The 13,093-nt window shown below is 72.5% G+C and carries 15 protein-coding genes; 7 read left to right on the top strand and 8 right to left on the bottom strand.

Annotated elements, in window-relative coordinates; all coding sequences use genetic code 11:
- Positions 1–40: 40 nt before the first annotated feature.
- Positions 41–952 (top strand): alpha/beta hydrolase, encoded by a 912-nt coding sequence (locus tag ABZ193_RS23255; protein WP_354711431.1) that lies wholly within the window; start codon positions 41–43, stop codon positions 950–952.
- Here the strand turns inward: ABZ193_RS23255 and ABZ193_RS23250 are convergent.
- A complete protein-coding gene (locus ABZ193_RS23250; protein WP_354711430.1) occupies positions 900–1,403 on the bottom strand; it encodes a MarR family transcriptional regulator in 504 nt (167 codons plus the stop codon). The genes ABZ193_RS23255 and ABZ193_RS23250 overlap by 53 nt on opposite strands.
- A gap of 59 nt (positions 1,404–1,462) precedes the next feature.
- On the opposite strand from ABZ193_RS23250, the gene ABZ193_RS23245 reads away from it, so the two are divergent.
- From ABZ193_RS23245 to ABZ193_RS23235, 3 genes are all read left to right on the top strand, one after another.
- Entirely contained in the window at positions 1,463–2,038 is a 576-nt protein-coding gene (locus ABZ193_RS23245) for a YceI family protein (RefSeq protein WP_237335498.1), read from the top strand.
- 87 nt (positions 2,039–2,125) lie between these two features.
- Positions 2,126–2,653: a hypothetical protein gene (locus ABZ193_RS23240; protein ID WP_354711429.1), complete on the top strand. Its 528-nt coding sequence runs from the start codon at positions 2,126–2,128 to the stop codon at positions 2,651–2,653.
- A gap of 3 nt (positions 2,654–2,656) precedes the next feature.
- Positions 2,657–2,923, top strand: coding sequence for a hypothetical protein (locus tag ABZ193_RS23235; RefSeq protein WP_354711428.1), 267 nt, complete (start codon positions 2,657–2,659; stop codon positions 2,921–2,923).
- A gap of 17 nt (positions 2,924–2,940) precedes the next feature.
- Here ABZ193_RS23235 and ABZ193_RS23230 read toward each other — a convergent pair whose 3' ends face one another.
- Genes ABZ193_RS23230 through fae form a run of 5 tightly spaced genes read right to left on the bottom strand, consistent with a single transcriptional unit; the run spans position 2,941 to position 8,201 of the window.
- Positions 2,941–4,083, bottom strand: a complete 1,143-nt coding sequence (locus tag ABZ193_RS23230) for an iron-containing alcohol dehydrogenase (protein ID WP_354711426.1) — start codon at positions 4,081–4,083, stop codon at positions 2,941–2,943.
- On the bottom strand, positions 4,080–4,991 hold the full coding sequence (locus tag ABZ193_RS23225) for an NAD(P)-dependent oxidoreductase (RefSeq protein ID WP_020419323.1): 912 nt from the start codon (positions 4,989–4,991) through the stop codon (positions 4,080–4,082). Before ABZ193_RS23225 ends, ABZ193_RS23230 begins: the two co-directional genes overlap by 4 nt.
- 41 nt (positions 4,992–5,032) lie before the next feature.
- Positions 5,033–6,535 (bottom strand): aldehyde dehydrogenase, encoded by a 1,503-nt coding sequence (locus tag ABZ193_RS23220; protein WP_354711425.1) that lies wholly within the window; start codon positions 6,533–6,535, stop codon positions 5,033–5,035.
- A complete protein-coding gene (locus ABZ193_RS23215) occupies positions 6,532–7,644 on the bottom strand; it encodes a mandelate racemase/muconate lactonizing enzyme family protein (RefSeq protein ID WP_354711424.1) in 1,113 nt (370 codons plus the stop codon). The genes ABZ193_RS23220 and ABZ193_RS23215 overlap by 4 nt, the downstream gene beginning before the upstream one ends.
- A complete protein-coding gene (fae, locus tag ABZ193_RS23210) occupies positions 7,641–8,201 on the bottom strand; it encodes a formaldehyde-activating enzyme (RefSeq protein ID WP_354711423.1) in 561 nt (186 codons plus the stop codon). The genes ABZ193_RS23215 and fae overlap by 4 nt, the downstream gene beginning before the upstream one ends.
- Before the next feature lie 155 nt (positions 8,202–8,356).
- Here fae and ABZ193_RS23205 point away from each other — a divergent pair, with 155 nt between their 5' ends.
- The 3 genes from ABZ193_RS23205 (at position 8,357) to ABZ193_RS23195 (ending at position 12,157) form a co-directional block, all read left to right on the top strand.
- A complete protein-coding gene (locus ABZ193_RS23205; protein ID WP_354711422.1) occupies positions 8,357–9,193 on the top strand; it encodes an IclR family transcriptional regulator in 837 nt (278 codons plus the stop codon).
- Positions 9,194–9,303: 110 nt separating this feature from the next.
- On the top strand, positions 9,304–10,770 hold the full coding sequence (locus tag ABZ193_RS23200; RefSeq protein WP_354711421.1) for an NAD-dependent succinate-semialdehyde dehydrogenase: 1,467 nt from the start codon (positions 9,304–9,306) through the stop codon (positions 10,768–10,770).
- Between the two features lie 40 nt (positions 10,771–10,810).
- Positions 10,811–12,157, top strand: a complete 1,347-nt coding sequence (locus tag ABZ193_RS23195) for an MFS transporter (protein WP_354711420.1) — start codon at positions 10,811–10,813, stop codon at positions 12,155–12,157.
- Between the two features lie 112 nt (positions 12,158–12,269).
- Here the strand turns inward: ABZ193_RS23195 and ABZ193_RS23190 are convergent, their stop codons facing one another.
- Together ABZ193_RS23190 and ABZ193_RS23185 are read right to left on the bottom strand one after the other, a co-directional pair.
- Entirely contained in the window at positions 12,270–12,674 is a 405-nt protein-coding gene (locus ABZ193_RS23190; protein ID WP_237335508.1) for a GNAT family N-acetyltransferase, read from the bottom strand.
- Positions 12,674–13,000 (bottom strand): helix-turn-helix transcriptional regulator, encoded by a 327-nt coding sequence (locus tag ABZ193_RS23185; RefSeq protein ID WP_020419331.1) that lies wholly within the window; start codon positions 12,998–13,000, stop codon positions 12,674–12,676. The genes ABZ193_RS23190 and ABZ193_RS23185 overlap by 1 nt, the downstream gene beginning before the upstream one ends.
- Between the last annotated feature and the right edge of the window lie 93 nt (positions 13,001–13,093).

Raw genomic sequence — 13,093 nt, 5'->3', positions numbered from 1 at the left:
TCCCTGGTACGGGCCTTCGGCGCGGACGAATCTGGGATGCATGAGAACGAACGTCACCTTCCCCAGCAACGGACTCCAGCTCGCCGCCGACCTGTACACCCCGGACACCGGAACCGGCCCGTGGCCCGCGCTCGTGGTCGGCCACCCCGGCACCAGCGTCAAGGAGCAGACCTCCGGCCTGTACGCGCGGCGAATGGCCGAGCAGGGCTTCGTCGCCCTCGCCTACGACGCCGCCTACCAGGGCGCGAGCGAGGGCGAGCCGCGTGGCCTGGAGGACCCGGCGCAGCGCGTCGAGGACTTCAAGGCCGCGGTCTCCTACCTCACCACCCGGCCCGAGGTCGACCCCGAGCGGATCGGCACGCTGGGCATCTGCGCCTCCGGCGGCTACTCGATGGCCGCGGCCGCGGGGGACCACCGCGTCAAGGCCGTCGGCACCGTCAGCCCCGTCGACGTCGCCCGCCAGTTCCGCCTCGGCGCCGACGGCACGCAGGACCCGGCCGTGTTCCAGGGCATGCTCGACGCGGCGGCCGCCGCCCGCACCGCCGAGGCGCGCGGCGAGGGTGTGCAGACCTTCCAGCTCTTCCCGGACACCGTCGAGCAGGCCCGCGAGCTGGGCGGCAAGCACGGGGTCGAGGGGTTCGAGTACTACTGCACGGACCGCGCCCAGCACCCGCGCTCGGCGAAGCTGCTGCCGTGGATCAGCGTGGACCGCCTGGCGCTGTTCGACGCCTTCCGCTTCGTGAGCCTCATCGCGCCGCGCCCGCTGCTGCTGATCGCCGGCCGCGAGGCGGTGACGTCGTGGATGGCGGTGGAGGCCTTCCAGGAGGCGCGCGGGCCGAAGGAACTGCACTGGATCGAGGGCGCCACGCACGTCGACCTGTACGACCGGGAGCCGCACGTCACCGCGGCGGTCGAGAAGCTGACCGGCTTTTACCGGACGCACCTGGCCTGACCTCGGGAACCGTGTGGGCGTCGCGGACCTTCGTCAGCGCGGCCGCCATGACCCGCTTCTCCTCGGCCGTCAGGTGCCGGGAGAAGTGCTCCTCGATGCCGCGCAGGTACTGCGGCGCGGTGGTGCGGAAGGCGCGTTCGCCGGACCGGGTCATGGCGGCCCACACCACCCGCCGGTCCTCTTCGTCGCGGATCTTCTCGACCAGCCCGGCGCTCACCATCTCGTCCACCAGGCGGCTGACGCGGGTCCGGCTGAGCACGACCCGTTCGGCCAGGTCGTTCATGCGCAGCCGCCGCCCCGGGCCCGCGTTCAGTTCCAGCAGGACGTCGTACCAGGTGAGGGGAATGGTGCCGGACCTGGTCAGGTCGGAGTCGATGGCCCGCAGCGCGGCGTTGTACGCCAGCAGCATCGCTCGCCAGGCAACCAGGCCCTTGTCGTCGGACGCGCTCATGGGGTAAGGATAGTAGATATGTGCGTGTGCACGCATCTACTATCAGGAAGGAACTCCCGATGACCGGATCAACGACGCCCACCCGCAGGCTGGGCGAGGTGGAGCTGCCTGCCGCCGGCACGTGGCGGATCGACCCGGGGCACGCCGAGGTCGCCTTCGTCGGACGGCACTTCATGCTGACGAAGGTGCGCGGACGGTTCACCGGCGTGGACGGAGTGGTGGAGATCGCCGAGAACCCCGCGGACAGCAAGGTTTCGGTGACCATCGACATGGCCTCGGTGCACAGCGGGGACCAGGCCCGCGACGACCACCTCAGGTCGGCCGACTTCTTCGACGTGGCCGCGCACCCCACGGCCACCTTCACCTCCGCCGAGGTGCGGTGGGCGGGTACCGGTGGCTCGATGACCGGCGAGCTGACGATCAAGGGCGTGACCAGGCCGGTCACCCTGACCGTGGACTACCTCGGCTACGCCCAGGACCCGTGGGACAACCACCGCGCGGTGTTCTCCGCCCGGGGCCGCATCGACCGGGAAGACTGGGGGCTGACCTGGAACATGCCGCTGGCCAAGGGTGGACTGCTGGTGTCGAAGGAGATCGATCTGGAGCTGGAGATCGAACTGATCCACGCCGGCTGACCACGGACCGCCGGGGCGGGCGCGGCGCCCCGGCAGCTTCCGGCCACCCGGGCCGGAGGGCGGTCCGGAGTCCTTAGCGTGGACGGCATGGCAGATCTCGGCCCACTCGTGCAGTCCTACCCCAGCGACAACGCCCGCCGGCTGCGGCAGGCGGTGCTGTGCCTGGTCGCGACCGCCGGCCTCGTCCCGCTCGGCCTGCTCATGGTGAAGCTCGACGAATACCTCTACGGCAACACGCCCGCCGAGACGTCGATGACGGCGCCGGTCTGGATCGGCAGCGCGTGCTTCGGACTCAGCGTGCTGCTCCTGCCCTACGGGCTGCGACGGCTGGTCCAGGGGTTGCGGCACCGCGGCGAACGGATCAACCTGCACGCCGGCGGTTTCGTCCACCACCGCAACGCCGGGGACCGGACGGAGTTCCCGTGGAGCGACGTCGCGGTGGTCGACGCGCGGGGGAACTGGCAGCCCGGCAAGCTCGGCCACCGCATCGGCATCGACTGGCGCTGCGTCGTCAAGCGCGCCGACGGGCGGAAGGTGGTCGTGAACGCCTTTTTCCCCGGAGCGCGAGAACTCGCCGACCGGATCGCCCGCGCGGCGGCGCCACGCCCGCGCTGAGCGATGCACCGGCGGGACAAGGCGGTGCTCGCGGCCGCGGCGGTCGTGGGGGTGGGCGCCGTCGCCACGGGGGTGGCGATCATCTGGCTGACCCTCGCCGGGGTCGATCTCCTGGCCGCGCTGCACGGCGAAGACGCGCAGCGCGTGCGACGCGGGAACACCGTCGTGGAGTCGGTGTTCCTGATCGCTCTCGGCGCGGGTGCCATCCTGTCGGTCCTGGTGCCCCTGAGGAAGATCGTGACCCGCCGGCGGTCCGGGCCGGACGGCTGACCGCCCGGCCCGGATCCTCAGTACACCTCGGCGAGCAGCTCGCGCACTTCGGTTTCGGACGGGGTGCGCGGGTTGTTCCGGGTGACCGGGTCCGCCACCGCGGCGCGGGCCAGCTCCGGCAGCAGGTTCCGCTCGACGCCGAGCTGCCGCAAGGGCTTCTTCACGTCGAGCGGGCCGGAGAGCTCACGCACCGCGGCGATGGTCGCGGCCGTCCCGTCGCCCTCGGACGCGCCCAGCGCCCGCGCCGCCTGTTCGTGCGCCGCGGCCGCGGCCGGGGCGTTGAACGCGATCACCTCCTCCAGCACGGCGGCCAGCGCGACCCCGTGCGGGGTGCCGGTGCGGGCGGTGATCGCGTGCCCGATCCCGTGCACCAGGCCCAGCCCGGACAACGTCAGCGCCTGCCCGGCCAGGTGGGCGCCGAACATCAGCTGGGCCCTGGCCTCCAGATTTGAGCCGTCCCGGTGGGCCACCGGCAGCCACTGCCCGATCAACGTCACCGCGTGCCGGGCGAACGCGGCCGACATCGGGTTCGCTCCGCGGGAGGCCAGCGACTCGATCCCGTGGACGAGTGCGTCGACGCCGGTCGCCGCGGTGACCCGGGACGGCAGCCCGAGGGTCAGCTCCGGGTCCAGGACCGCGATCCGCGGCCGCACCGACGGGTGTCCGATGTAGACCTTGCGTTTGGCGCAGGTGTCTTCGATGACGCCGAACCCGTTGGTCTCCGCACCGGTGCCCGAGGTGGTGGGCACCGCGATCACCGGCAGCCCGTCCGCGGCGTCCCACAGCCGGTCGGCGTCGGCCGCGGCGGCGTCCGGGTTGCCGGCCAGCAGCGCGATGCCCTTGGCCGCGTCGAGCGGCGAACCGCCGCCGAGCGCGATCACCACCGCCCGGCCGAACGCCCGGGCACGGGCGGCCCCGCGATCGATCTCCGCCGTCGACGGGTTGGCGCTGATGTCGTCGTGGATCTCGTGCTCGATCCCGGCGGCGTGCAGGATCTTGCCGACCCGCGGCGCGATGCCCGCGGCCTGCAGCCCGCGGTCGGTGACCACCAAGGCGCGCTGGTGCCCCAGCTCGGTCACGAACCGCGGCAGGTCGTCCACGGCGCCGGCGCCGAACTCGACGCGGCAGGTGGGTTCGATCGTCAGGCGCCCCGCGGTCACCGCGCACCCGCCGGAGTCAGGCGGAACGGACGGCCGGCCAGCCCCTCGTACAGCCGCACCGGGCTCATCTCGCCTGCCAGGTCGCCGAACTGCGCCTTGGCCCGCCGGTAGATCTGCTCGACGAGCGCGGACACCTCGGTGGACACGCCCAGCTCGCGGCCGAGGTCGACGGCCAGGCCGAGGTCCTTGCAGGCCAGCGCCATCGCGAACGAGTCGTCGTAGTCGCCGTCGGCCAGCACCGACTCGATGTCGCGTTCCAGGAAGTTCGACGCGGCCGGGCTGGCCAGCAGCGACGCACGCAGCACGCCGAGGTCCACACCGGCCTTCACGCCCATCGCCAGCACCTCCGAGGTGGCCACGACGTGGCAGAACCACAGCAGGTTGATCATGAGCTTGGCGGTGTAGCCGGATCCGGCGGCGCCGATGTGCAGGATCCGGGCGGGGTCGCCCATCGCGGTGAACAGCGGCATGGCGCGCTGGAACTGGGTGGCGTCCCCGCCGGCGAAGATCTGCAGCGTGCCCGCTTCCGCGCCGCGCGCCATCCCGCTGACCGGCGCGTCCAGCCGGTGCACGCCGCGGGAGTCGAGCACCTCCTGGGCGACGCGCTCGGCGGCCGCCGGGGTGGAGGTGGACATGTCGACCCACAGCGCGCCCGGGTCGAGCGCGGCGGCCGCGCCGCCCCGCAACAGGACGTCCTCGACGATGCGCGGGGTGGGCAGCATGGTGATCAGGACCTCGGCGCCCGCCGCGCACTCGGCGGGGCTGCCGGCCCAGGTCGCGCCCAGTGCCAGGTGCTCGGCCGCCGCTTCGGGGCGGGCGTCGTGCACGGTGACCTGGTGACCGGCGTTGATCAGGTGGCGGGCCATGTGCCTGCCCATGTTGCCCAGTCCGATGAAACCGACTCGCATGGTTGTTCTCGCAATCCGGAAGCTGTCCGAAGAGCCGACCGTCAGGACAGGTCGACCCAGGTGGTCTTGAGCGCGGAGTAGGCGTCGAGCGCGTGCAGGGACTTGTCCCGGCCCGCCCCGGTCGCCTTGAAACCGCCGAAGGGGGTGATCACGTCGCTGGCGTCGAAGGTGTTGATCCAGACCGTGCCTGCCCGCAGGCGCCGCGCCACGCGGTGCGCGGTGGTCACGTCCCGGGTCCACACCGAGGCGACCAGGCCGAAGTCGGTGTCGTTCGCCAGCCGGGCACCCTCTTCGGCGTCGCCGTCGAAGGTGATCACCGACAGCACCGGGCCGAACACCTCCTCGCGGGCGATGGTCATGTCGTTCGACACACCGTCCACAATGGTCGGTTCGAGGAAGGTGCCGCCGGTCCCGTCGAGGATCCGCTGCCCGCCGAGCACCGTCGCGGCACCTTCGGCCCTGGCGGTGTCCAGGTGACCGAGGACGCGCCGCAGCTGCGTCTCGTCCACGATCGGTCCCATCACGGTGGCCGGGTCCAGCGGGTCGCCCACCCGGAAGGTCTCCCGTGTGATCTTGACGATCTCCGCCAGCAGCCGGTCCTTCACCGCGCTGTGCACGATGAGGCGGGAGCCGGCGTTGCAGGTCTGGCCCGCGTTGTAGAAGATGCCCCACGCCACGGCGGACGCGGCGGCCGGGATGTCGGCGTCCGGCAGCACCAGCTGCGGTGACTTGCCACCCGCTTCGACGGCGACCTGCTTGCCGTTGGACTCCCCGGCGTACACCTGGAAGCGCCGCGCGACCTCGGCCGAACCGGTGAAGGCGATCTTGTCCACGTCCGGGTGCCTGCCGAGCGCCTGTCCGGCGACCTCACCCCGTCCCGGCACGACGTTGAGCACCCCGGCGGGCAGGCCGGCCTCGTGCCCGAGCCGCGCCAGCAGCAGGGCGGCCAGCGACGTCTGCTCGGCCGGTTTGAGCACCACCGAGTTCCCGGTCGCCAGCGCCGGCCCGAGCTTCCAGGAGGCGATCAGCAGGGCGTAGTTCCACGGCACGACCGCGCCGATCACGCCCAGCGGCTCGCGGGTGATGAACGCCAGCGCGTCGCCGGGCGCGGGCGCGACCTCGCCGTAGGTCTTGTCGATCGTCTCGGCGTACCAGGCGATGGTCTCCGCGGCCTTGGCCACGTCGACCCGCAGGGCCTCGGTCACTGGTTTGCCCATTTCGAGCGTGTCGAGCAGGGCGAGCTCCTCGGCGTGCGCGGTGATGGACTCCGCCCACCGCAGCATGATCCGCTTGCGGTCCTTGGGCGGCAGGTCGCGCCATCGGCCGTCGTCGAAGGCGGCCCGCGCCGCGCGCACCGCACGGTCGACGTCCTCCGCGCCGCCGGCCTGGACCTCGGTGAGGACCCTGCCGTCGCGCGGCGAGGTCGAGGTGAACACCTCACCGGACAGGGCGTCGGTGAAGGCGCCGTCGATGAACGGCCGGGTTTCGAAGGTGATCCGTTCGGCGGCGGCCAGCCACGCCGCGTGGTCCCGCTGCACGGTCATCGGATCCTCCACCGCCGCACGGCGTCCTCGTCGAGGTCGGCGCCGAGCCCCGGCGCCTGCGGGACTTCCAGCTCACCCGCCGCGTTGATCATCACCGGTTCGGCGAGCATGAAGTCGCGCCGCTCCGGCGTCCAGCCCGGCGGGTCGAACGGGAACTCGAAGTACGGGCCGCCCCCGACCCCGGCGGCGACGTGCAGGTTCGCCAGCACGCCGATGCCGTTGGTCCAGCTGTGCGGCGTGAACTGCCGGTGCTTGAGCCGCGCCAGCTCGGCGAGGGTGCGGGCGCGGTGCATGCCGACCGCCAGCACGACGTCCATCTGGTAGACGTCGAGCACGTCGTGTTCCAGGTACCGCAACAACTCCGGCACCGAATGGTGCATCTCACCCGCGGCGATCCGCACCCCCGGGTTGTCCGCCCGCAGCACCCGGAAGCCCTCCAGATCGGCGTAGGGCAGCGGTTCCTCGACCCAGAACACGTCCAGCTCGGCCAGCCTGCGCACGATCCGCCGCGTCTTGACCAGGTCCGAGGCGTCCGCGGTGTCCCCGGCCATGCGCCAGGACTGGTTGAGGTCGACCATGATCTCGAAGTCCGGGCCGAGCTCGGTGCGCACCGCCTCCACCGCGGCGATGCCCTCGGCCACCCGGTCGCGGTCGATGCGGATCTTGAGCGCCCGGAACCCGGCCGCGCGAGCCCGCAGCGCGGTCTCCACCCGCTCGTCCGGCGATTTGAGTTCGGCACTGGAGGCGTAGGCGGGCAGGGACCGGGCCGCGTTGCCGAACAGCGCGGCCACCGGCAGGCCCGCGGTCTTGCCGATGATGTCCCAGAGCGCGACCTCCAGCGGCCAGTAGTGGCCGCCGTGGAAGTTGGCGGTCTCGATGGCCTTCACGTGCCGCACGATGTCGAGCGGGTCGGCGCCCAGGAACAGGTCCTGGAACGCCTCGAACCCGTCCATGGTGTCGCCCGAGCCGATGCCGGTGATCCCCTCGTCGGTGTGGACCCGGACGATCGTGGCGTCGAAGTGCCGCCGCGGCTCGGGATCCCACGCGGCGTGCAGCGGCGGGTCGAGCTCGAGCCGCAGCCGGTCGAGCGTGATGTCGGTGATCTTCATCGGGCGGCCTCCGGGGCGGGCGCGGACTCGGCGAGCAGGGCGGCACCCGGCTCGTAGAACGGGTTGGCCGCGCCGGCCCGCGCCGCCGCCCGGACGTCGTCGGCGGTCGGCGTGCCTGCCACCGCGGCGCGGATCGCGCCGAACGCGGCCGCCCGCTGGTTGCGGAAGGACTCGTCGAGGTCGGCCACGCCGGGGTTGACCCAGATCGCGGCGATGATCAGCAGGTCGTCCGCCTCGGCGGCGGGGATCAGCCCGTGCTCGACCGCGTCCGCGACGCCCTGCGCCAGCCCGGCCTGGGCCGAGCCCCAGGTGGCCCGTTCGTGCAGGTCGCCGGACGCGGCCGCCTTGGTGACGAACAACGTCAGCGGCTTGACCGGCACACCGGGCCGCACGACGGTCACGAACGGCACGTGCCCGGCGCTCGGGGTGGCCAGCGCGGTCGCCCAGGCGGTCTCCACGGGGCCGCCCTTGCGCCCCACCACGATGTTGGTGTGCGCGGCGTTGACCCCCGTGCCGACGAACGACTCGCCGACCAGCGCTGCAGGCGCGAAAGTCATGGAATCTCCAGAAGTGGCGGATGGTGTTGACGCAGCCGAACGGTAAGGAGCCGGGGGAGGGCGCGGCAAGGAGTTCCGGCCGATCGCAACGTCGGTTGCGATGGCGGCAACCGCGGTCCTGACCAGCGCCGTTACCCCTGGTTTACGCTACGGCCGTGAGTTCGGACGGTCGGCGCGCCACCGCGGGTGCGCGCAACCAGGGCCACGGCCTGCGCCGGGACATCGATCTGCTGGAGGCGCTGGCGTCGGAGGAGGCCCAGCACGCCGGCGGTCTGGGCGTGGTCCGCCTGGCGCACCTGGTCGGCCGCGAGAAGAGCCAGGTGTCCCGTGCGCTGAAGGCGCTCGCCGAGGAGGGCATCGTCGAGCGCGACCCGGACACCCTGGAGTACCGGCTGGGCTGGCGGCTGTTCTCCCTGGTCGCACGCACGGTCGAAGACCGGCTGCTGCGTGCCGCGGAACCGGCCATGCGCTCGCTGTCCGGCGAGCTGGAGGAGACCGTCCACCTGTGCGTGCTCCGCGACAACCAGGTGCTCACCCTGCTGTCGGTGTCCGGGCACTCCTTCCGCGTGCAGGGCTGGGAAGGCCGGGGCGTGCCCGCGCCGTGCACGTCCGCGGGCCGGGTCCTGTTGCAGGACGCCACACCGGACGATCTGTATGTCCGGTTCGGACTGCGGGCCGACCTCGGCGACGGGTGCCCGCGCTCGGAGGTGCGCACGCTGCCCGACCTGTGGTCGCGAATCCAGCGGGGCAAGCGCGACGGCTACGCCGCCGTCCGCGAGGAGTTCGAAGAGGACCTCGTCGGGGTTTCCGCGCCGGTGCGGGACTTCCGCGGCCGTGTGGTCGCGGCGTTGAACGTTTCCGCGCCCAAGGACCGGTTCGGCGCGCGGCTGGACGAGGCCGGCCGGATCACGGCACGGGCGGCCGGGGCGGTCTCGGAGCAACTGGGCTGGCGGACGCGCCCCGTCCCGCCCGCGTCCCGGCGCTTCACCTGAGGCGGTTGTCCTCACCGCAACTCAGGTTGCGAAACACCGGGATCTCTTGCCCCGCAACACGTCCGGCTCATACGTTGCCTCGCGCCAGGTCAGGGTGTGAGGAGAACAGAATGGACATCGACGCGATCGCCAAGACCGCGGCGGGGGAGGGCGACCTGTTCGTCGGCGGGCACTGGCGGTCCGCGGCCGGCGGCCGCACCTTCCCGGTCTTCGACCCGGCCACCACCGAGCCGGTCCGCGAGGTGTCGGCGGCCTCCGCCGAGGACGCCCGGGCCGCGCTGGGCGTGGCGCAGGACGGGTTCGAGCGGTGGCGGGAGGTGGCGCCGCGGCGGCGGTCCGAGGTGCTGCACGCCGCCTTCGCCGCGATGCACGAGCACGCCCCGGCGCTCGCCCGGTTGATCACCCTGGAGAACGGCAAGGCCTACCGGGACGCGCTCGCCGAGGTCTCCTACGCCGCGGAGTTCTTCCGCTGGTTCGCCGAGGAGGCGGTCCGGATCGGGTCCGGGTTCGCCGACGCGCCCGGCGGCGGATTCCGGCACGTGGTGCGCAAGCAGGCGGCCGGGGTCGCGGCGTTCGTGACCCCGTGGAACTTCCCGGCCGCGATGGCCACGCGCAAGATCGCGCCCGCGCTGGCCGCCGGCTGCTCGGTCGTGCTCAAACCCGCGCCGGAAACGCCGCTCACCGCGCTGGCGATCGCCGGGTTGCTCGCCGAAGCCGGACTGCCCGCCGGGGTGTGCAACGTGCTGCCCACCGACCGGGCCGCCGACGTCGCCGGCGTCTGGCTGCGCGACGAGCGGGTGCGGAAGTTCTCGTTCACCGGATCCACCGCCACCGGCCGGATCCTGCTCCGGCAGGCCGCCGACAACATCGTCAACGTCACCATGGAGCTCGGCGGGAACGCCCCGTTCATCGTGTGCGCCGACGCCGACGTGGACGCCGCTGTGCGCGGCGCGATGGACGCCAAGATGCGTGGCGGTGGCGAGGTGTGCATCGCCGCCAACCGGTTCTACGTGCACGCCGATGTCGCCAAGGAGTTCACCGCCAAGCTCGGCGAGGCGATGGCCGCGGTCCCGATCGGACCCGGGCTCGACGACGGGGTCGGCCTCGGGCCGATGATCAACCAGGACGCGGTGGACAAGATCGCCGGTCTGGTCGCCGACGCCGTCGCCCGTGGCGCCACGATCGCGGCGCAGGGCCCGCGGCCGGACGGGCCCGGGTGGTACCACCCCGCGACCGTGCTGGCCGGCGTGCCGGACGACGCGGAGATCATGCGCACCGAGGTGTTCGGCCCGGTCGCGCCGATCACCACCTTCACCGGCGAGGCCGGCCTGCTCGCCCGCGCCAACGACACCGTGCACGGTCTCGCCGCCTACGTCTACTCGGCCGACCTGGGCCGTGCCCTGCGGATCGCCGACCGCCTGGAGACCGGGATGGTCGGCGTCAACCGGGGCCTGATCTCCGACCCGGCCGCGCCGTTCGGTGGCGTGAAGCAGTCCGGACTCGGCCGCGAGGGCGGCCGCGAGGGGATCGACGCCTTCCTGGAGACCAGGTACCTGGCCGTGGACTGGTCGGCCTAGCCCCGCATTTCCCCCATCCCCCACGAGAACAGGACGGATCATGGCAGCGTTGCCCGATACCGACACCGGCGGCTCCGTCACCGACGAGCGCGGCCGGCGGCGACTGCGCACCAAACTGATGCTCGCCACGCAGGTGGGCCAGGGCATCGACGGCTACATCCTCGGCGGGATCGGGGCCGCGATGCCCGCGATCGTCGCCGACATGCACATGTCGGACTGGACCGCCGGGCTGATCGGCGCGTCCGCGCTGGTCGGCATCTTCGTCGGCGGGCCGCTGTTCGGCTGGTTCGCCGACCGCTTCGGCAGGCGGATCGTGTTCCTCACCGACATGATGATCTTCCTGATCGGCTCGATCGCGCAGTTCTTCGTGGACAACGCGTGGCAGCTGTTCGTCATCCGGCTGGTGATGGGCATCGCGATCGGCGGCGAGTACGCGATCGGCGCGCCCCTGCTGTCGGAGTACGCGCCGCGGCACAACCGCGGGCGGCTGCTGGCCAGTCTCGAGGTCAGCTGGTACGTCGGGTTCATGCTGGCCTTCGCGGTCGGCTACGCCCTGTCCGATGTGGACGACGGCTGGCGCTGGACGCTGGGCAGCAGCACGCTGATCGCGCTGGTGTGCGTAGCGCTGCGCGGCGGCATCCCGGAATCCGCGCGGTGGCTGCTGAGCAAGGGCAGGCGCGCCGAGGCCGAGGAGCTGATCCGCCGTTACGGCATGGACGTCGACGTGGACACCGAACTGGCCGACGGTGAGCGGCGCAACAGCCTGCGCCTGCTGTTCACCCGGCGGCACCTGCGCAGCACCGTGTTCGCGAGCACGTTCTGGGCGGCGCTGGTGCTGCCGTACTTCGCCATCGGCACGTTCTCCCCGCAGGTGCTCCAGGCACTCGGCCTCGGCGACGCGCTCGCCGGTTCGCTGGCCAGCAACGCGCTCGCGGTCCTGGGTGTGACCGCGGGGTGCCTGCTGGTCGAGCGCATCGGCCGCCGCAAGCTGCTGATCCCGCCGTTCTGGATCACGGCGGCGGCGCTGGCGCTGATCGGGTTCTGGCCCACCGCGCCGATCGCCGTGGTCGTCGTGTGCTTCCTCGTGTTCGCGTTCCTGAACGCGGCGTCCAGCGCGCTGACGGCGGTGTACCCGCTGGAGGTGTTCCCGACCGCGATCCGCACGACCGGGGTCGGGTTCGCGACCGCGATGAGCCGGGTCGGAGCCGCGATCGGCACCTTCCTGCTCCCGGTGACGCTCACCCACCTCGGCGTGGGCCCCACGATGCTGATCGGCGCGGGAGTGCTCGCCGCGGGCGGCCTGCTGTCGCACTTCCTCGCCCCGGAGACCGCCGGGCTCGAACTGAGCCACGCCGCACGCGCGGCGACCGAGGCGAGCAACCGGTAGGCGCGCTCACGCCTCTCGGGTTGCAGTGCCCGGCGCGGGGCGCCGCCGATCACCTCGGCGGCGCCCCTGCCGCGCGAGAACATGCCGCTCGCCAGGGGCGGCGCCGGCGCGGTCAGAGCCGCAGCGCCATCCCGACCGATGCCGGCGCCGTCTCCTCGAAGCCGTACTTGGCGTAGAGGTGCCGAGCGTCGCCGTCGGCGATGAGCGAGACGTAGGCCGTGCGCGGCGCCCGCTCGCGCAGGTGGTCCACCAGCGCCGCCATGATCTTCTTGCCGACGCCCCGCCCCTGGTGCTCGGGCAGTACGCACATGTCGACGATCTGGAATGCGGTGCCACCGTCGCCGATGACGCGGCCCATCCCGATCGGACGGTCACCGTGGTAGGCGACGACCGCGAACCACGATCCGGCCAGGCCCGCCGTCGCCGCCACCGTCGACTTCGGACTCAGCCCGGCGCCGACGCGCAGGCGCTGGTACAGCTCGACCGCGGGCGTCTCGGCCCGCACCGCGTAGTCCATCAGGACCCCGCCTCGTCGGTGCGGGCTCCGGCGAGGACGGCGTCCAGCAGGCCCGGGTAGCGCGCGTCCAGGTCGTCGCGGCGCAGGGTCAGCAGGTTCTCCCGCCCGGACGGCTCCTGGATGATCACGCCGCTGTCCCGCAGCACCCGCCAGTGGTGGGTCATCGTCGACTTGGCCGGGACGCCGATTTCGGTCAGGACACTGGTGCAGTTGTGCTCGCCGCCGCCGGCCAGCACGCGCACGGCTGCCAGCCGCACCGGGTGGCCCAGCGCGGACAGCACCTCGTCGACGCGGATCTGGTCGCGCTCCGGATGACGGTACTTCACCGTACTACCGTACCGCAAAAGTCGAACAATCCTCTTGCTCGCGGGCCCGACTGTACGTAATTATGCGTACGATCGTACTTTCGAATCTGGAAG

This window comes from Amycolatopsis sp. NPDC006125, assembly GCF_040614195.1.
In the GTDB taxonomy this organism is placed as follows: domain Bacteria; phylum Actinomycetota; class Actinomycetes; order Mycobacteriales; family Pseudonocardiaceae; genus Amycolatopsis_E; species Amycolatopsis_E tucumanensis.
The sequence above is the reverse complement of the archived record's forward strand: the minus strand, read 5'-3'. Positions and strand labels throughout refer to the sequence as shown.